Origin of the sequence: Leifsonia sp. EB41, from assembly GCF_041262565.1 — a bacterium.
Lineage (GTDB): Bacteria > Actinomycetota > Actinomycetes > Actinomycetales > Microbacteriaceae > Leifsonia.
This window is the reverse complement of sequence record NZ_JBGCCJ010000001.1, coordinates 1,580,305-1,598,533: the sequence shown is the minus strand read 5'-3', so window position 1 is coordinate 1,598,533 and position 18,229 is coordinate 1,580,305. Positions and strand designations below refer to the sequence as shown.

Sequence of the window (18,229 nt, the reverse complement as noted above, 5' to 3'; positions counted from 1 at the left end):
GGTACCGTGTCCGAGCGGCCGAAGGTGCAACTCTCGAAAAGTTGTGTGGGTGAAAGCCCACCGTGGGTTCAAATCCCACCGGTACCGCCACGTGCAAGCCCCCGCGATCCCCGTTTTTACAAGGGATGCGGGGGTTTCGCTTTCCCCGAAAAGGCGATTTGCCCACCCTGACGCATCTGCCGTCGCTGAGGCGCTACTTCTGAGCCCGTCCGAGGCACTACTCGGCAGAGCCGACGCAGGCGACGCCGGGCACCTGATCTCGAGGGGAGGGGTTCTCCGCGACGGTGAAGCGGGTGGCGCAGAACGAGTGGTGAGAACAAGGTTCACGGGACGCGGCGGCAGGCCCTCGGTCGGGCGTAGACAGGCCGTTCTCGGCGGTGATACTTTCTTGCCAATTGCGCGCACGAGCAACGCCGCGTCACAAGCGCCAGCAGCCCCGCGCGACTCTCATGAGGAGGTTGTGAAGTTCGATGAAGAATAGATCCGCAATCCTTGCCGCCGCACTCGGTATCGCCGCACTCGGCGCCACCGGGTTCAGCGCTCCGACTCCGCCGCCGGTCGCGAACTCCGCGTCCGTGCAGCCGATGGCGCTGCGCGCACCCGACTCGGCGTTCACCGACGCGACGAGCGCCCAAGGTGCCGTCTCGTGCCAGCGGCCCGCACCCGACAACCGGGTGTCGACCACGCTCCACTGCTACGGGCCCGACCAGCTGCGCTCGTTCTACGGCCTCGGTCCGCTCGCGTCGAGCAACGACGGCGCCGGACAGACGATCGTGCTGGTCGACGCGTACGGCACCCCGACGGGAGCGAACGACCTGTCGTTCTTCGCCAGCACCTACGGTGGCCCCACACCCGACTTCAGCGAGGTGTACCCCCTCGGCCAGCCCGACTACAAGAACCCCACCGGAAAGGGAGTCGGCCAGTCCGGCCCGAACGCGGCCGCGAGCTGGGCCGGTGAGGCGAGCCTCGACATCGAGTGGGCGTACGCCATGGCTCCCAAGGCGCACATCGTGCTCGTCGCCACTCCTCCCGCCGAAACCCAGGGCGTCCAAGGCCTGCCGAACCTCATGAAAGCGATCGACTGGGCTGTCGGAGCGTACCCATCGGGCACCGTGTTCTCGATGTCCTTCGGCACCGACGAGCAGGCGTTCGGGGGAGCCGCGGCCGCGCAGTTCGCGAAGTTCGACCAGACGTTCCAGCGCGGCCTGGCGAAGGGCGACACGTTCTTCTCCTCCGCCGGCGACAACGGATCGACCGGTGTCACCCGGTCGCACCGTCAGACGACGGTCGGCTCGACCCCCGAGGTGAGCTACCCGAACGTCTCGCCGTACGTGACGTCGGTCGGCGGCACGCAGGTGATGTCGGGATGGCAGTGGGCCCCCACCCAGGACATGCCGTTCCTCGCATCGGGTGCGCGTAACCCGGCCTACTGGTCGTGGACCAGCGGCGGCAGCTCGGAGAACGTCTGGAACGAGAGCTTCGAGGGAATCGGAACGGGTGGCGGCCTCTCGACCGTCTACGCCCGCCCGTCCTACCAGAGCACCGTGTCCGGCGTGGTCGGCGCAAAGCGCGGCGTGCCTGATGTGGCGTTCAACGCGGCGGTGAACGGTGGCGTGCTGACGTACGAGACCTACTTCCCGTCGCTCTACGGCGGCCCGCGCTGGGGTGTGTACGGTGGAACCTCGGCTGCGTCACCGCAGTTCGCCGCCATCACCGCAATCGGGAACCAGCAGCGCGCGGCAGCGGGCAAGGGACCGATCGGATTCCTGAACCCGGTGATCTACAGTGCCTCGTTCGACAAGTCGGCCGCGTTCAACGACATCGTCCCGCACACCTACGGGACGACGCCGAGCGGCGTGCTGCAGAACAACCGCATCTGGGACCTCGGATCCGACGGATTCGTCACGCCCGACCCGGTGCCGGGATACCCGACGACGTCCGGTTACGACCTGACAACCGGTTGGGGCAGCCCGAACGCTCCCGGATACGTCGGCCAACTGGTGGCGGCGCAGTAGTCCTTTCCCCGACGTCCGGCGGTCGTGCCCTTCTCGGCGCGGCCGCCGGATCGTCGTTGCTGACTCGTCGCGGAGTGCCGGCTTCACAGGCTCGGCCCAGCCCCACCGGACGCGGTTTCGTCTCGCAGCTCGCGTGCGGCACCGGCGCGTCCACGGAACACCTGTAGCCGCGGGAAACCGGTCGCCGCACGCGAACTCTCTGCCGGCCGTGCGCGGCCGCGGGTCAGGACCGAAGTTCGCGCCCGTGCACGGTGACCGCGTAGATGACGAGCACGTCGAGCGCGACCATGATGATCGCCCACCAGGGTTGCGCGGGCAACGACATCAGGTGAGACACCGCATTGATCGCGACGATGATGACGACGAGCACACGCGCCCAGGTCTTGCCGGTCAGGAGGCAGGCGGCGGCGACGATCAGGGCGATACCGACGATCAGGGACCACCATCCCCAGGCGGCAACGTTGAACGATGCGGCTCTGCCGTTCGGGCCGACGAAGTACGCCGTGTTCGGCCCGATGATGGCCATGATCCCGTAGAAGATGTCGATGGCGGCTCCGATGAGCAGCACGACCCCAGCGAAGTAGATCCAACCGACCCAGCCGGTCCGCTGCGCTGGTTCCTGAGTCTGTGTTCGAGTCATGATTGCCAACCCCCTGCGTGTCTGTGAAGCGCGGAACTGCTGTCAGCCGAATGATGATGCGCGCGGTCGAGGTGTGGCAATGGGGCATTTTGCCGGAACCTCCGCGGGCGCCGATGACGACGCAGCCCTGCAGGATGACGAGCACCCAGTTCATGGCGACCCGCCGTCGCGCCACGGTATGCACCTCGGATACATTGCGGGGGCACTCACAAATTGTTGATCGCCCGAGGTGCCCTCATCCCACGCCTCTGAACACGGAGTCATCGCAATGGCCGACCTGGAGCAGCATCGGCCGATAGGCCTCGCGAAGCCGACGCGGGTCCTGGTCACCCTCGCCTCGGCCGGCGTTGCCGCGTGGGCCATCTGGGCGGGGCGCGGGTTTCTCGGCCCGTTGATTCTCGCGGCGGTGCTCGTGATCGTGGCACACCCGGTGCGCCGCCCCCTCGATCGGCGTGGGCTGCCGCGCTGGCTGGGCACGGTCGTTGTCGTGGCTACCGCCTACGCGATCATCGCAGTGCTCGGAGTGGTCATCGTGCTCGCCCTCGGCCAGTTCGCCCGGGTCCTCACCGACTATGCGAGCGAACTGCAGAAGAGTTCCGGCGGGGTCGCAGAATTCCTCGGCACGCTCGGGTTCGACCCGGCGTCCGCCGACACGGTCGGCGGTTGGCTTCAGCCCGATGCGATCCTGCACGGGGTGTTCAACGCCGGCAAGCAGCTGGTCGGCCTGGGTGCGGCCCTCTTCTTCGTGCTCGGCTACGTCTGGTTCATGGCGATCGACGCGCGACGGTTGGCCGAGATGCCCGATGAGCTTGCGGCGAAGCAGCCGATGAGGGTGCGCTCCTTTCGCGGATTCGTCGATGGCACCGCACGCTACTACGTGGTCAACACGATCTTCGGCGCCATCGTGGCGATCATCGACGGTCTCGCCATCTGGGCGATCGGCATCCCGCTTCCCTTCGTCTGGGCGGTGCTCGCGTTCGTTACCAACTACATCCCGAACGTCGGTTTCGTCATCGGGTTGCTTCCACCGTTCGTGCTGGCGCTGGTCATCGGTGGCTGGGGCATGGGACTGCTCGTGCTCGCCCTGTACGCGGTCGTCAACGTCGTCGTTCAGGAACTGATCCAGCCGCATTTCGTAGCGAGGACGGTTCGGCTGAGCGTCACCCTGACCTTCTTCTCGGTCGTGCTCTGGAGTGTGCTCCTCGGACCAATCGGAGCGATTCTCGCCGTGCCGCTGAGCTTGTTGGTGAGGTTCCTCCTCATCGGTGACGACAAGGGCGCGGCTCTCGCGCGTTGGCTCACCTGGGACACGGAGGACCCACCGTGATCTTCGGGCCTCGCCGGGAGCGGCAACGCTCGAAGCGCTATGCGCCCCTGGCCCTCGACGTCTGCCTGACCCACGGCGAGATCTGCTTCTCTCCCGCAGCCGGCGCATCGGTGAAGCCGTTCAGCTGGACTTCGAACTCTGCGCGGTCCGGCAGCGTCGTCTTCACCCAGGTTCCACCGGAGCAGGACGACCCAGAGCCTTCTTTCGTCCCGTCGGTGTACGCCAGGCAGAACTGCAGATCACCGGTGGCCGCCTTCACCAGATACAAGCGGTGACCGTCGGCTTGACCCTGATACCGGGACGTAGACGTGTCGCCGCTGATCGGGATGTCGGAGAACACGGCGGGGAGCTCGTCCCCGGCCTTACGCTCTCCATCGAACGGCGACGGTGAGGAAACGCAACCGCTCAACGTGAACACAGCCACTGCGAGCACACCAACTGCCGTGATCCGCTTCATCCGTTCCCCCTTCGCAGGATCGTAACAGCCGGGATGGCGGTGGCACGGACCTCCGTTCCTCCGAGCCTCCTGGGCGTCCCTCGCGAACACTGCACGCGAGGCGTACTGTCTCCGCGGACGGCTGGCGATACGCCAGTCGCCTCGATCATCGGCAGAGAAGAGAGAATGGTGGGCAGGCATATCGCGCGGGTCGGCGGACTGCGCCGAGTCGGCGATGTGATCGTCGAACACCCTTTCCGGACCGGCGCCCTCGTGACCGCCACCCTGGTGGCGGCGCTGGTCGTCACGCCCCTGGTGACGGCCGATCTGATGCCGGCGCCCGCCCGATCACAGTCGTCAGCGCCTGGTGCGGCTCCCGTCGTCGCCCTGTCCGTGCCGAACGTGATCGGCCTCTCCGAGACCCGTGCCAGGGATACGTTGCGTGCCCGCGGGTTCTCGACGTCGTCCCGCACCGAGTCGGGAGCGTCCCCGACGGGCGGGACGGACTACGTCGTGACGCGGCAGTCTCCGGGCGAGGGATCGCATGTGGCGAAGGGAACGACGATCGCCCTGACCGTCGCACCGGCGGGGACCATTGTCTCGACGCCTCCTCAGAACGCGAGCGGCGCGACGGGCCCGGGAAGCGTCTCGGCGCCGGCCGCGTCGGGTATCGCGCCCGCGACGGGCGGAGCCGGGGGAACCGGCGGGGCCGGGGGAACCGGCGGAGCCCCGAATGCAGGCGGAGCCGGAGGAACCGGCTCCGCCCAGAGTGGTGGTGCCGCGCCCGCCTCACCGGCGCCGGCAGCCGCGCCGCAGCCGCCAGCGGTCCCGCAGCCCGCGCCGCCGGTCACACCGCCGCCGGTGGTCCAGGTGCCGACCCCGCCCGTGCCCTCCCTGCCGCTTCCGAAGCTTCCGGTCTTGCCTCTCGGTATCGTCACCGGCTTCCTCCGCGGAGTCGTCTAGTCCGGGACGTGCGAGCTCGATGTCGGGCCGCATGATGCCGAAGTCAGCGCGGGCTTGGCATGCCTCGGATTGGGGGGCCGGCCGACTCCGCAATTCCTGGCGGAGTGATGAGGGCTTGCCCAATACTGAGCCTCGGGGCCTCCGCCCTCCTCGCCATGACCCGGTGCGTCCGCCGAGCTGAAGCTGGAAGAGCCTGAATGACACAATTCCATGAACCGGGTCCCTTCGCTCCACCTGGAGGTCAGGGGATGCCCTCCCCGGGACCATACCCACCGGGAGGGTACTTTCCCTTCGCGCCGGTAGCGGTGAGGAAGCCAACCGGCTGGCTCGTCGTGAACTGGTTGTTCTTCTGGCCTCTGGCGTTGTACTCACTGCTGTCCGCGTGGAACAGGATCGACCCCGCCGTGCGCGTCGGAGAGATCGCGGAAGCCCAGCGCCAGGTCCGGCGGGTGCGCACGTTCGGCATCATCGGTCTCTGCGTCGGCTGCGCATCCTTCGTGCTGAGCGTCGTCCTGCTCCCCATGGTGGCAAGCGTCGTCGCCACCGTCGACGGGTCGTTCGCATCACTGTCGGCGAGGAGTTCGGCTCAGGCTGATGGACCGCTCGGCAAGATCCTGCGGCCGCCGTCGGACGCAACGCCGTGGGTGAATTCGCCGACCGGCGTTCTGGATCTGCCCACCTTCGTCGACCACTTTTACGCCGCGGATGCACGCGCTGACGAGACGAAGCTCGCCCAGCAGCGGGGCTTCGTCTCCGCTGCCCGAAACGGCTGGATCAATGCCGATCGGTCACAGACCGAGGTCGTCCTGATCGAGTTCCGGACCCCGCAGGGCGCTGAGAGCATGTACCTCGACCTCACTCAGACGTGGCGGAGCGGCCGCGAAGGCGGGAGCGTCCAGTCGGCTCCCGACGTGAACGGCACCAGCCTGGTCGTCGACAAGCTGGATTCACTCGGCAACGCCCACGTTCGGATGACCGCTCCACACGGCAACATCCTCGTGTACGTGCGTCACTTCACGGCAGCAACGCCCGACCCGGACCAAACGAAGCAGATCATTCAGCAGCAGCTCGACGCGCTCAACTGACCACCACGACGCGGACAGGTCGAGTTCACCCCATCCCGGCCCGGCTCGAACAACGGCTGCCTCCCTCTCCAGAGGGCCGCTCAGCGGGGGTGCGCCTTGCGACTAGGGCGGGACCAGGAGAGAGCTTAGAGCAGCGCGGAGCGATTGCGGCTCCGCGCTGCCGTTCTACTTCTTGTCGGTGGAGTCGCTCGCGGTGGCTGAGGGTGCGTCGGCTGCGCTGTCCCCATCTTTGCCCGCCGCCTTGATGTCCGCCGCGGCCGCATCGTCGACGGCCTTCTCCACGATACGGTCGGCCTTCTCGAGCGCCTTGCGGATCTTGACCTCGCCCGGGTTGGAGACCAACGCGATGATCCCTGAGTGGCCGGGTGCGATCGCATCCTCGAGCTCCTTCGCCAGCTCCTTCTTGTGGTGGCGCTCGCGCAGCTTCCCGAAGACACCGCCGCCCGCGCCCACCACGAGGGCGCTGCCGATGATCGACGGCGGGAACAGGACACCCAGGACCGCGCCGCCGACAGCGCCCCAGGCGAGGCCGTCGCGGGTGCTGTGGTCGGTGGCCTTCTGCACGTGGAGCTTGCCGTCCTCGTCCCGTTTGACGACGACGACCCCGTCGATCTTGACAGTCGCGCCGTCCTCGACATCCTTGAGTGCTTCGTACGCTTCCATCGCGATGTCGGCGTCCGAGAAATCGGCGGCGATCAGCGCGTAAGCGCCGTCGCTGATGCCGGCCGCCTGCACGCTGACGGCCGTGTCGTCCGCGCCGGACTCGTCGGCGGGAGTGGATGTTGCATCGGTCATTTCGGTCTCCTTTGAGAGCGGTGTCTGCCCGTTCGGGCGAAAGTATAGGAGCGGGCGCCGCTCGCGGCGAGGCCAATCGGCTGAGACCGCCCCGTCGTGCTGCCGGCCCGGGTGCCCGAGCCACGACCATCGATGCCGGTACGCTCGCGGCATGACAGGGATGCGAGCGATGCTGCATGTCCGACGCTGACGAATCCGTCTGGCCGGCGGTCGTCCGCCAGGTCCGCGAAGCGTCCGTGGAGGTCGAGGTTCTTTCCGTGGATGCCTTCCGGGCCCACGCGGTCGGGCACGAGCTTCCGCTCACACAGCACTCCACGTTGGGGGCGATAGCCGCGAACACGGGTGGTCTCCTCGTCGACAGCAGTTGGTTGCGCATCCTCGGCGGCGGCTCGCCGGGCCTGCCGAGCCTGGCGGAGGAGAACAGTGGAGGCCGCGCTCAGTCGCATCTCGTCGTCGCCTTCGATGCGCTGGGCGGACGCTTCGCCATCGACGGTGGAGGCCTGGGCGTCGCCGCGGGTGAGGTCTGCTATTGGGGACCGGATACGCTCGCGTGGTCCGGGATCGGCGGGGGACACTCGGCCTTCGTCGCGTGGGCGCTCGCCGGAGGGCTGGCCGAGTTCTACGGCTCGTTGCGGTGGACCGGCTGGCAAGACGACACCAGGTCGTTGCGTGCGGACCAGGGCTGGACCCTGTATCCGCCGCCCTTCTCACGGGAGGGGCAGGACGCGAACGCAGTGTCCCGCGCGGTGGTGCCCCTGGCCGAACTTCACTTCTTCTACGCGGAGGCCGCGCGTCGATTCGACGGCGGCGTCGCGTGAGGGCGGAGTCAGCCCAGCCAGGTCATGGCCGTGGTCGATTCGCGGATCAGCCCTGGCCCTGATCCCAGAGCCGCCAGCCCGCCTTGGTCTGGCGGTAGCAGAACGACCACGGTTCCGAGCCGCCTTGGTCGGTGCCGTCGAGGCCGCGGTCGGTGGTGATCCAGTACGCCATGCACGTGCCGTCGTCGCCGGTGCGGGCGACGAACGTGTAGGCGAGCAGCCGTGGGCCGTCGCACCATACGGTCGTGTTCGAGGTCGTGAGGGCGCGGGTCATGCCGCAGTCGTTGCTCTTCGCGGCCTCCATATAGGCCTGCGACGTCGAGGTGAGCGTGGCGTCGGGGCCCGGCACCGGATGGCGCGGGGCCGGAACGGCGGGTGGAAGGTTCATGAGCGCGAGCCCCCCGACAAGCGTTCCGCCGAGCCCGATGACGATCGCGAGGGCGATCAGAGGGGTCTTCCATCGCGACAGCGCCATAGTGCGAACTTAGGGGTCGATCCCGAGGGAGGCGGACGAGCGCGCCGTGGGTGTAGCCTCCAGCGCGTGAGCAGCATCCGCGAACGGATCGTCAGCTGGTTGAAGCGCGAGCGCGAGTACGAGCCGCCGGCTGGCCGGCTGACCGAGGACACGATTCAGCGTCTGCCGAGCGGCGGCGGGATTCAGCGCATGCCTGGTGACGGTGTCGATCCTTCGAGCGTCGATCCGTGGGCGGGGCGCAACCCCTGACTGGTCACGAAACAGCCCCCGAAGTGGAGTGATTCGGGTTGCGTCAGCCGCCGAGCGGTCCCGTCGACGACCGGACGATCAGGTGGGGTTCGACGGACGCCGGCGCCAGCGTGACCTCCGGGTCGGCCATGTAGCGAAGCAGGTGCTGGACGGCGAGTTCGCCCATCTTCGAGAAGGGTTGCGCCACCGTCGTGAGCGAAGGCGAGCAGTACTCGGCGAGGGCGATGTCATCGACACCGACGACGGAGATGTCCTCGGGGATCCGGCGGCCGAGTTCATGGAATGCCCGGATCACCCCGAACGCCATCTCGTCACTCGCCACGAACACCGCCGTCACCTCCGGGATTCGGCCCAGGATGAGACCGTTCCGGTATCCCGAGGCCGGCGACCAGTCTCCCTCCAGCGCGGGAGGCGGCGTGATCCCGGCGTCTTCGAGCGTGCGGCGCCAGCCTTCAGCACGACTGAGCGCGTCGAGCCATCCCGAGGGGCCGGATACGTGCCAGACCGTCTTGTGACCGAGATCGAGGAGATGCTGCGTCGCTATCCGCGCAGCCTGCGATTGGTCGATGGCGACGATCTCCGTCGCCGACGTGCGTGACCCGTCGATCGTGATCGTCGGCGTCGCCTTCGTGATCTCCTCGATCGCCTTCGTGGAGTGGACCAGCGGCAGCGCGAGGATGATTCCCTCCACGCCTTGATCAGCCAGTCGCGACATCGCCTCTTCGATGGAGGATGCGTCGAGCGACGGGCTCGTCGCCGCGCTCACCGAATAGCCGGCCGCGCGGGCCGCCTCCTCGATGCCGACGGCGATGGCGGTGCGCGAGTAGAAACTGGTCTGCAGTTGCACCACACCGATCGTGCGGCTGCGGCCTGACGACAGGACCCGTGCGGCATTGTTCTTGCGATAACCGAGCTGTTCGACCGCCGCGAGGACTTTCGCCCGCGTCTTCTGCTGCACGTTCGGATGGCCGCTGAGGACGCGAGAGACGGTCTGCGCGGATACGCCGGCGACCCTCGCAACGTCGGTCATCCCGGGCGGCCGCTGCGTGGAGCTTCGGAGCGCAGGCGTTGTCATCCGTCAATGATACCGACCACAAACGCCCGGCCGGCCCGTCTTGCGGCGAGTCCCGCGCTGTGGGAAAGCCCGGATGATAGCGATAACCTTGGGGTTCAGGCCGATTTCGTTCGGTGCGCCAGTGGTTTGAGCAGCCGAGCACGGCGATCGCCGCCCTGAGCCTGGCGTTTCCCTGACTGTTTGGCATCGATATCTATTACGCTGGACCCGATCGAGCCGCCCTGAGCGAAGATGGTTGAAATTCCGGTACATCCAGACTGACTAAATCGACTTGTTATCGGTATCATTTTGTGCGATAGTCGTCCGACAAGAGGCGTAGCGGATGCGTGGCTGTCCACGTCGGCCGGAGCGCGAAGTCCTGTGATCAAAGGAGAGGCAGTGAAGAAGTCAGCTTTTCGCCTGGCTGGTGTGGCCGGAGCGGTCGCGCTTGGCCTGGTGCTTGCAGGGTGTTCGTCCAGCGGGACGGGCGCCGAGAAGTCGACCGTCACGTTCTGGGGCTGGGCTCCGGGATACGCCGATGCGGTGAAGGCGTTCAACGCGTCGCACACGGATGTGAGCGTCACGTACCAAGAGGTGCAGCCGGGGGCCAAGGGCGGCTACCAGAAGATGCTCAATGCGGTCACTGCGAAGAACGCGCCGTGTCTCGCCCAGGTCGGCTACGAGACGTTGCCGAGCTTCGCCGCGCAGGGTGCACTCGAGGACGTCTCCCAGTACGCGAACGGGGATAAGGGGAAGTACCAGCCCGCGGCCTGGAAGTCCGTCTCGATCGGCGACGCGGTCTACGGTGCGCCCGTCGACACCGGTCCCATGGCGCTGTTCTACAACAAGCAGCTCTTCGACTCGCTCGGGCTCGCCGCACCGACCACCTGGGATGAGTACCAGGCGGACGCGGTGAAGATCCACGCGTCCGACCCGAACAAGTTCATTTCGTCCCCCTACATGGACTACGACTACGCGGGACTCGCATGGCAGCCTGGTGCGACGTGGTTCGGTGTGAGCGGCGACTCCTGGAAGGTGACGATGGCGTCCGCCGAGAACAAGAAGGTCGCCGACTACTGGCAGGGCCTGGTGAAGGACGGGGTCATCAGCAGCGCTCCGATGTACGACCAGGCCTGGTACACGGGCCTCGGCAACGGCGACATCGCCACCGTCGTCGGCGCGGTCTGGCAGGCCGGAGTGATCAAGGGAGGCGCCGCGGACGGTTCCGGCAAGTGGGCGGTGGCGCCGATGCCGCAGTGGAAGGCCGGCGAGGATCAGGTCGGCAACGCCGGCGGCTCCGCGACGGCGGTGCTGAAGGGCTGCAACGACCCGAAGGGCGCCTGGGAGTTCGCCAACTGGATGAGCACCGACAAGACGACCTTCAACACGCTCGTGCAGAAGGCGGGCCTCTACCCGGCCGCCACGGCCCTGACGAGTCTCCCCGCGCTCACCTCGGGCGACCCCTACTTCGGCGGTCAGAAGATCTATGACGTCTTCAGCGCTGCGGCGGCCAAGGTGAACCCCGCCTGGACCTGGGGGCCGGTCATGACGAAGACGGCGGCCGACCTCAACGACGGCCTCGGCAAGGCCTGGTCGGGGCAAGGCACCATCGCCGATGCCCTGCAGACCGCGCAGGACAAGACGGTGACAGAGCTGAAGACGCAGGGGCTGAAGGTCAGCCAGTAGGCACAGCAGCACAGATGCGGCGGGCGCGCGATACCTGATCGGCGCCCGCCGCATCAGCAAGACGGAAGGAAAGGTTTCGTGAGCGAACTGGCTCTTGCCCGTAAGCCCTCATCGTCGGCGGCTGCGAAGCCGGCGCGGATACGAGGGCGAGGGACGCTCGGCTGGCGGGCGCCGCTGCTGTTTCTCGGGCCGTTCTTCCTGCTCTTCGCGGCGATGTACGTCGCCCCGATCGTCTACGCCGCCATCGCCAGCCTGTTCGTCGTCAAGCGTTCCGGGCTCGGGCTCGTCGCACCGACTCAGGTCTTCGCGCCGTCGGCGAACTACGCGCGAGCCTTCTCCGACCCCGACTTCGTCCACTCGCTCGGTCGGGTCGCGTTGTTCGGTGTCGTTCAGGTGCCCGTGATGCTCGGGCTCGCCCTCGCGCTCGCCCTCCTCATCGATTCGAAGTCCGCCCGTGGCAAAGGGTTCTTCCGGCTGTCCAACTTCCTTCCCTATGCGATCCCGGGTGTGAGCGCCGCACTGGTCTGGTCGTTCATGTACTCGACGCAGTCGAGTCCGATCAACCACCTCCTGAAGCCGCTCGGCCTTCAGGTGCCCTTCTTCGCCGACGGGACGGTGCTGTGGTCCGTGGCCAACATCGTCACCTGGAGCTGGACCGGGTACAACATGATCATCATCTACGCGGCTCTGCAGTCCATCCCGGCGGAAGTGCTGGAGGCGGCGAAGATCGACGGCGCATCCCCGGTGCGGATCGCCTGGAGCGTCAAGATCCCGATGGTGAGGAGCGCCATCATCCTCACGGCCGTGTTCTCCATCATCGGATCCGCCCAGCTCTACAACGAGCCGACCGTCTTGCAGCCGATCTCCGGAGGGGCGATCTCGTCGACGTTCACCCCGATCATGTCCGCCCAGGCGGCTGTCTCGGCGGGCGACTATCCCTACGCGGCCGCGCAGTCGGTCATCCTCGCGGTGCTCGTCGGCATGATCTCGTTCGTCTTCTTCCGGCTGACGAACCGTCCAGAGCGCGAGCGACCGCGCGTGGCACAGAGGAAGGCGCGCGCATGACCGCGACCGTTGACAAGATCTCGCCGGCGCGCCCGCGGAATCGTGCGGTGAAGCCGCGTCGTGACACCAGCCCGCTGAGCCGCACAGTCGTGATGATCCTGCTCTCCCTCTCGAGCATCTACTTCCTGTTCCCGCTGTGGTGGCTCGTCGTCTCGGCGACCAAACCGTTCGGCCAGCAGTTCAGCGGCAGCGGCCTCTGGTTCGACGGGTTCGGCCTGTTCGACAACATCGCACGGCTCACCGCGCAGAACGGCGGCATCTTCTGGCAGTGGATGCTGAACAGCCTCCTCTACTGCGGCGTCGGCGCGCTCGTCGGCACGCTGCTGTCCGCGATGGCCGGCTATGCGTTGGCCAAGTACGAGTTCCGGGGCCGCGGTGCGCTGTTCGGCGCGATCCTCGCGGCTGTGCTGGTGCCCAAGATCCTCTTCACGCTGCCTCTCTATCTGATGTTCTCGGGCGTCGGACTCATCAACAATCCGCTCGCCGTGCTGCTGCCCAGCGTCGTCAGCCCGTTCGGGGTCTACCTGTCGCGCGTGTTCGCGGCGCAGTCGGTGCCCGATGAAGTCGTCGAGGCGGGTCGCCTCGACGGCGCGAGCGAGTTCCGCATCTTCCGCTCGATCTCCACGAAGATGATGCTGCCGGCGCTCGTCACGATCTTCCTGTTCCAGTTCGTCGACATCTGGAACAACTACCTCCTGCCGGCCATGGTGCTCAGCGACGATCGTCTGCAGCCGGTCACGGTCGGGTTGGTGGGCTGGAACGCCAGCCATGTCGCTGTTCCGCCGCCGCTGGTCGTGATCGGCTCGCTCGTCTCGATCGTCCCTCTCGTCGTCGCCTTCCTCGCCCTGCAGCGGTTCTGGCGTGCCGGGATGACGGCGGGAGCCGTCAAGTGACGGTGGCGACGAGCGCCGCCATCCTGAACTACTCGAACGGTGCTCTGCTGCGCGACGGGGTCGAGCACCGGGTGCTCTCCGGTTCGCTGCACTACTTCCGGGTGCACCCCGCACTGTGGCGCGATCGCCTCGAACGGATCGCGGCGCTCGGGCTCAACACTGTCGACACGTACGTCGCGTGGAACTTCCATCAGCGCCGGGCAGAGCAGCCGGCGGACTTCAGCGGTTGGCGTGATCTGGAGCGATTCGTGCGGCTGGCCGGCGAGCTCGGGCTCGACGTCATCGTGCGACCCGGGCCGTACATCTGCGCCGAGTGGGACAACGGGGGTTTCCCCGCGTGGCTCACGGCTCGCTCGGGCAGGGGGCTGCGCTCGTCCGATCCACTGTTCCTGGACGCTGTCGCTGAGTGGTTCGACGACCTCATCCCGCGCCTCGTCTCGCTGCAGGCCTCGCACGGGGGACCGATCGTCGCGATGCAGGTCGAGAACGAGTACGGCAGCTACGGCGACGACGGCACGTATCTGGCTTGGTTGCGGGACGCCCTCATCGAGCGCGGCGTCACCGAGTTGCTCTACACCGCGGACGGCCCGACCGACCTCATGCTCGATGGCGGATCCATCCCGGGAGTTCTCGCCACGGCGACGTTCGGCTCGCGCGCCACACAGGCGATCGGCTTGCTCCGGTCCCGGCGGAACGGAGAACCCTTCATCTGTGCCGAATACTGGAACGGCTGGTTCGACCACTGGGGAGAGCGGCATCATGTGCGGTCCGTCCCGAGCGCCGATGCCACCCTCGCGGAGATCCTCGAACTCGGCGGATCGGTGAGCCTCTACATGGCGCACGGCGGGACCAACTTCGGCTTGTGGGCGGGAGCGAACCACGACGGTGCGCTGCAGCCGACCATCACCAGTTACGACTCCGACGCGCCGGTCGCCGAGCACGGGGCTCTCACCGCCAAGTTCATGGCGTTGCGTGAGCGGCTGACCGAATTCACGGGTGTTCTCCCGCCGGCGCCCCCCGCCGCCCCTCCGGTGCTCGCGCCGCGAGCAATCTCTGTGGAATCGGGCCGAGCGCTGCTGGAGTCTCTCGGGTCCGCGGCGGCCGGAATCGCTTCGACGCGTCCACTGAGCTTCGAGCAACTCGGACTTCCGTCCGGCCTCGTCCTCTACAGCGCCCGGCCGCGATTGCCGCGGGGGAGCACGACCCTGACGATCACGGGCTTGCATGACCGCGCCCAGGTGTTCGTCGACGGAGTGCCGGCGGGCGTGATCTCGGACGAGACCGGAACCCTGGAGCTCGTAGGAACGGGCGCGCCCGTGGAGCTGCAGATTCTCGTCGAGAACCAGGGACGCATCAACTACGGGCCGCTGCTCGGCCAGGGCAAAGGCATTCTCGGTGGTGTGCAGGTCGGGCGTCGGCTCGTCCACGGCTGGACGATGCGCGCGCTGCCGCTGGACGAGTGGTCGCCCGCCATGCTGAGGCAGTTGGCATCCACTCCGGAGTCCGTCGGCGCGAGGATTTCCCGCGCGCCGGGCTTTGCCACAGCTCAGGTCGAGATCACCGAGCCCGCCGACACCTTCCTCGCGCTCCCTGGCTTCCGCAAGGGATTCGTCTGGGTCAACGGCTTTCTCGTGGGCAGGTACTGGGACGTGGGGCCGCAGCTCACGCTCTACGTTCCCGCCCCGCTGCTGACCTCCGGAGTCAACACGATCACCGTGCTGGAGCTGGAGCAGTCCGGGGACCGCATCGAATTCCGTGGCGCACCGGAACTCGGACCCACCGAGGAGTACATCGAGACCTTCGACGACGAGTAGGCGGCGCTCAAAGAACGCCGCCGGACATGCGACTGGCCCCGGGCTGCTGACAGCGAGCCCGGGGCCAGTCCTTTGTCGTCCCTAGTGCGCGGACGGGTTGGTGGTCCCGTCGCCTGCATATTCGGTCAGGACCAGAGTCTGGTCGGAGGCCGACGACAGCCCCTTCGCTGCGGCCTGGTCCCAGGTGCGCTGCGGGGTGGTCTGCACGCTCGAGTTGTCGAATCCGAGCACCAGACCGCTGTAGCGGTTCACGAGGCGCACACCGCCGGTGGCGTCGCCCGTCGTCGCCGAGGTGTTCGGCACGACGAACCACTGTTGCCCGACATCCGGGGCGCCCTTCGGCGAGAGCGCGAGCTTCGCACCCCAGGCGCGGCCGGCCGTGGACGACGAGTCGACGCCGAGGAGATCGCCGGCGTGATCGGCCAGGGTGTAGGCGCCATCACCCGTTGGGGCGAACGTCCACGTACCCGCCGCCTGGTTGACCGCCGCGGCACTTCTCAGCTTCCCGCTCTTCCCGTCGACGCCCAGCAGCCGTCCGTCGCCGTTCGCGATGGTGTACTGCTTGGTGGTGTCGATGGCGGCAGCCGGCTTGTCGACGTCGATCGTGACGTTCGCGTACTGCGCCGAAGAACCGTTCATGCATCCGTACGAGCAATACGAACGGAACGACTTGCCGACGACGGCCGAACCGGTCTTGTTGGCCGGGTCGATGAACCAGCGGTACCAGGAGGCTGTCGTGTAGCTCTTTCCGGTGTCGCCGAGCTTGAACCACTGCTGGGTCGCCAGGCTCTTCGTCGCGTAGAACTCCTGGGGCGCGGTGCCCGATTGGTCCGGGTTCTGCGGCTCGCCGATGTAGAGGCCGAGGTAGGCGTCGTAGGTGACGTCCATGACGAACAGCGGCGATGTTCCCGGCATCTGGCCGTTCTTGATCTGCTGCTGGGCGCTTCCCGGGGTCGTCGGGTCGTACTCCTTGTCGGGAGCGGTGTAGCCCGTGGTGCTGCTGGCCGTGACAGGAGTCATGTTGCTCTCCTTGCCGCCGATTCCCGGCTGCGTCCAGGCGCCGTCGTACCACTTCTGCCAGGTTCCCGTGGCCATCTTGCCGGAGATCGGAGCGCGGGCGACATGCTCGTAGAACGCGACCCAGCCTCCGCCCTTGTTGACCACGCGGGATCCGTAGAAGGAGTAGAAGTATCCCGAAGCGTAGTCGACATACAGTCGCGGATCGCCGTCACCGTAGTAGTACGTCTGCTGTGGGAACGCGGCGGTGTCTCCGCGCACCGTGCTGTATGGCGACGTGATCGCGTGCCCGGGGATGCTCCAGGTCTTGCCCTGGTCCTTCGACACCGCATAGTCGATCGAGTCGTAGTGGAGACCATCGGCGAACGGCTCCGGGGTGAACTCGTTGTGGACCAGTCCGTACCAGTCCCCCGTGTCCGGATCGACCCAGACCTGGGTCAGGTCGCAGTAGTTCGCCTCGGAGTGGCTGGTCGACCCGGGAGCGACCGTCGCCTCCTTGCCGGTCGGGCTGTTGTTGCAGAGCGCTGTCGTGTCGGGGTTGGTTCCCGCGTTGCTGATCGCCTGGTCCGCGGTGGCATCGTCGATGTTCGTCCCGGTATAGAAGGACCACGCTCGCGGGTCCGTCTTGGAGTAGAGCGAGTGCGCCTCCTCGAAGTGGTAGGTCCCGTCCTTGTCGAGGTAGTTGCTCGCCGAGGTGTCGTCGGGATAGTTCCAGTCGGTCGAATCGATCGAGGTCGTCTTCACCGTGTACGGCGAGGGGGGTCCGGGAGGAGTGGCCGGCGTCGGTGTGGTGTCCGAATCGGTCGAGTACGCGACGAGCTCCGATGCCGAGGCGTTGCGCGAGCCGTTGATCGAGTCCTCGGCCTCGAACCGGACGTAGCGTGCCGCGACCGGGTTCGCGAAGCTGACGTACTGGAGCTGGGTGTTGCTCGTGGGTTGCACGAAGGTGGCTGTCCCTGCGAGCGTCCATCCCGCCGCGTTGGGATCCTGTGCGGTCGCCGCGTCGTTCGTCGTGTAGACCTTCGCGTCCTTGACGGGACCGTTGCTCTGCACCTTCACCGAGTATCCGAGCCCGGTGAGGGTGAAGGACCCTCCCACGTCGAAGGTGACCCAGTGCGGGAAGCCCGGCTGCGGGCTGGCGTTCCACAGGCTCGCCCACTGGGTCGCGTAGTTCTGGTCGAACGCGGACGCGGCCGAGCCGTCACCGCTGTCCGTCGCTTGAGAGTCTTCTCCGACCACGCTGTACTGCGAGTTCGTGATCGCCTTGCCGGCTGGCTGTCCGGCGATGCTGTCCGTGCTGTAGACGACGAGCTCCGAGGCCGATGCGTTGTCGGAGCCGTTGATGGAGTCGAGCACGCGGAACTGGACGTAGCGTGCGGTGACGGGCTGGGCGAACGTCACGTACTGGATCTGAGTGGCGCTCGTGGGTTGCTGGAAGGTCGCAGTCCCCGACGGAGTCCAACCGGTGCTCGTCCCGTCCTTGGCGACGGCGGGGTCGTTCGTGGTCAGGACTTCGACATCCTTTGCCGGACCGTTGCCCTGCACCTTGACCGAGTAGCCGAGACCGGTCAGCGTGTGCTCTGCCCCGATGTCGAACGTGAGGTAGTGCGGCATCGGGTCGGGGGAGCCGGCGTTGTAGTTCGACGCCCACTGAGTCGAGTAGTCGCCGTCGAATGCACCAGCGGCGGTCCCGTCGAGAGAGGGGGGAGCGGGATAGGGCGCTGACTCCGAGTCGAAGCCCAGGAGGGTGTACTGCGAGCTCGGCAGCGCGCTGCCGGGAGGAGCTGCCGTGTCGGCGCTCGCCGGTGCGGAGGGCACGGCGGCAGCCGCGAACAAGGTGAGAACGACGGCGCCGAGAACGGCGGCTCGCGATCTCCGATGGTTGGGGGGTTTGGTT

16 protein-coding genes and 1 tRNA gene are annotated in these 18,229 nt (G+C 67.2%); 11 read left to right on the top strand and 6 right to left on the bottom strand.

Features of this window, described 5'->3' with window-relative positions:
- Window positions 1–90: transfer RNA gene (locus ABH923_RS07875), tRNA-Ser, on the top strand.
- A 380-nt stretch (window positions 91–470) separates the two neighbouring features.
- A complete protein-coding gene (locus ABH923_RS07870) occupies window positions 471–2,015 on the top strand; it encodes a hypothetical protein (protein ID WP_370054783.1) in 1,545 nt (514 codons plus the stop codon).
- A 223-nt stretch (window positions 2,016–2,238) separates the two neighbouring features.
- Here the strand turns inward: ABH923_RS07870 and ABH923_RS07865 are convergent, their stop codons facing one another.
- A complete protein-coding gene (locus ABH923_RS07865) occupies window positions 2,239–2,655 on the bottom strand; it encodes a hypothetical protein (RefSeq protein WP_370054782.1) in 417 nt (138 codons plus the stop codon).
- A gap of 268 nt (window positions 2,656–2,923) precedes the next feature.
- Here ABH923_RS07865 and ABH923_RS07860 point away from each other — a divergent pair, with 268 nt between their 5' ends.
- Window positions 2,924–3,982: an AI-2E family transporter gene (locus ABH923_RS07860; protein ID WP_370054781.1), complete on the top strand. Its 1,059-nt coding sequence runs from the start codon at window positions 2,924–2,926 to the stop codon at window positions 3,980–3,982.
- 37 nt (window positions 3,983–4,019) lie between these two features.
- On the opposite strand, the gene ABH923_RS07855 is transcribed toward ABH923_RS07860, so the two are convergent.
- The gene (locus ABH923_RS07855; RefSeq protein ID WP_370054780.1) at window positions 4,020–4,439 is read right to left on the bottom strand and encodes a hypothetical protein; all 420 of its coding nucleotides are present in this window, start codon (window positions 4,437–4,439) and stop codon (window positions 4,020–4,022) included.
- A gap of 165 nt (window positions 4,440–4,604) precedes the next feature.
- Between ABH923_RS07855 and ABH923_RS07850 the strand changes: the two genes are divergently transcribed.
- Together ABH923_RS07850 and ABH923_RS07845 are read left to right on the top strand one after the other, a co-directional pair.
- Window positions 4,605–5,381 carry a PASTA domain-containing protein gene (locus tag ABH923_RS07850; RefSeq protein WP_370054779.1) on the top strand — a complete coding sequence of 259 codons (777 nt, stop codon included), beginning with the start codon at window positions 4,605–4,607 and terminating at the stop codon, window positions 5,379–5,381.
- Between the two features lie 332 nt (window positions 5,382–5,713).
- Entirely contained in the window at window positions 5,714–6,466 is a 753-nt protein-coding gene (locus ABH923_RS07845; protein ID WP_370054778.1) for a hypothetical protein, read from the top strand.
- A 165-nt stretch (window positions 6,467–6,631) separates the two neighbouring features.
- On the opposite strand, the gene ABH923_RS07840 is transcribed toward ABH923_RS07845, so the two are convergent.
- Window positions 6,632–7,261 carry a DUF1269 domain-containing protein gene (locus ABH923_RS07840; RefSeq protein WP_370054777.1) on the bottom strand — a complete coding sequence of 210 codons (630 nt, stop codon included), beginning with the start codon at window positions 7,259–7,261 and terminating at the stop codon, window positions 6,632–6,634.
- Window positions 7,262–7,437: 176 nt separating this feature from the next.
- Here ABH923_RS07840 and ABH923_RS07835 point away from each other — a divergent pair, with 176 nt between their 5' ends.
- Window positions 7,438–8,079, top strand: a complete 642-nt coding sequence (locus ABH923_RS07835) for a DUF2625 family protein (protein WP_370054776.1) — start codon at window positions 7,438–7,440, stop codon at window positions 8,077–8,079.
- 46 nt (window positions 8,080–8,125) lie between these two features.
- On the opposite strand, the gene ABH923_RS07830 is transcribed toward ABH923_RS07835, so the two are convergent.
- Window positions 8,126–8,554: a hypothetical protein gene (locus ABH923_RS07830; RefSeq protein ID WP_370054775.1), complete on the bottom strand. Its 429-nt coding sequence runs from the start codon at window positions 8,552–8,554 to the stop codon at window positions 8,126–8,128.
- Between the two features lie 66 nt (window positions 8,555–8,620).
- On the opposite strand from ABH923_RS07830, the gene ABH923_RS07825 reads away from it, so the two are divergent.
- A complete protein-coding gene (locus ABH923_RS07825) occupies window positions 8,621–8,803 on the top strand; it encodes a hypothetical protein (RefSeq protein ID WP_370054774.1) in 183 nt (60 codons plus the stop codon).
- A gap of 43 nt (window positions 8,804–8,846) precedes the next feature.
- Here the strand turns inward: ABH923_RS07825 and ABH923_RS07820 are convergent, their stop codons facing one another.
- Window positions 8,847–9,878 carry a LacI family DNA-binding transcriptional regulator gene (locus ABH923_RS07820; protein ID WP_370054773.1) on the bottom strand — a complete coding sequence of 344 codons (1,032 nt, stop codon included), beginning with the start codon at window positions 9,876–9,878 and terminating at the stop codon, window positions 8,847–8,849.
- Window positions 9,879–10,256: 378 nt separating this feature from the next.
- On the opposite strand from ABH923_RS07820, the gene ABH923_RS07815 reads away from it, so the two are divergent.
- The 4 genes from ABH923_RS07815 to ABH923_RS07800 all read left to right on the top strand — a co-directional run bounded on the left by ABH923_RS07815 (window position 10,257) and on the right by ABH923_RS07800 (window position 15,315).
- The gene (locus tag ABH923_RS07815) at window positions 10,257–11,543 is read left to right on the top strand and encodes an ABC transporter substrate-binding protein (RefSeq protein ID WP_370054772.1); all 1,287 of its coding nucleotides are present in this window, start codon (window positions 10,257–10,259) and stop codon (window positions 11,541–11,543) included.
- Window positions 11,544–11,621: 78 nt separating this feature from the next.
- The gene (locus ABH923_RS07810; RefSeq protein ID WP_370054771.1) at window positions 11,622–12,608 is read left to right on the top strand and encodes a carbohydrate ABC transporter permease; all 987 of its coding nucleotides are present in this window, start codon (window positions 11,622–11,624) and stop codon (window positions 12,606–12,608) included.
- On the top strand, window positions 12,605–13,501 hold the full coding sequence (locus ABH923_RS07805; RefSeq protein ID WP_370054770.1) for a carbohydrate ABC transporter permease: 897 nt from the start codon (window positions 12,605–12,607) through the stop codon (window positions 13,499–13,501). The genes ABH923_RS07810 and ABH923_RS07805 overlap by 4 nt, the downstream gene beginning before the upstream one ends.
- Window positions 13,498–15,315 carry a beta-galactosidase gene (locus ABH923_RS07800; RefSeq protein ID WP_370054769.1) on the top strand — a complete coding sequence of 606 codons (1,818 nt, stop codon included), beginning with the start codon at window positions 13,498–13,500 and terminating at the stop codon, window positions 15,313–15,315. Before ABH923_RS07805 ends, ABH923_RS07800 begins: the two co-directional genes overlap by 4 nt.
- An 81-nt stretch (window positions 15,316–15,396) precedes the next feature.
- Here ABH923_RS07800 and ABH923_RS07795 read toward each other — a convergent pair whose 3' ends face one another.
- On the bottom strand, window positions 15,397–18,150 hold the full coding sequence (locus ABH923_RS07795) for a discoidin domain-containing protein (RefSeq protein WP_370054768.1): 2,754 nt from the start codon (window positions 18,148–18,150) through the stop codon (window positions 15,397–15,399).
- Window positions 18,151–18,229: the final 79 nt, after the last annotated feature.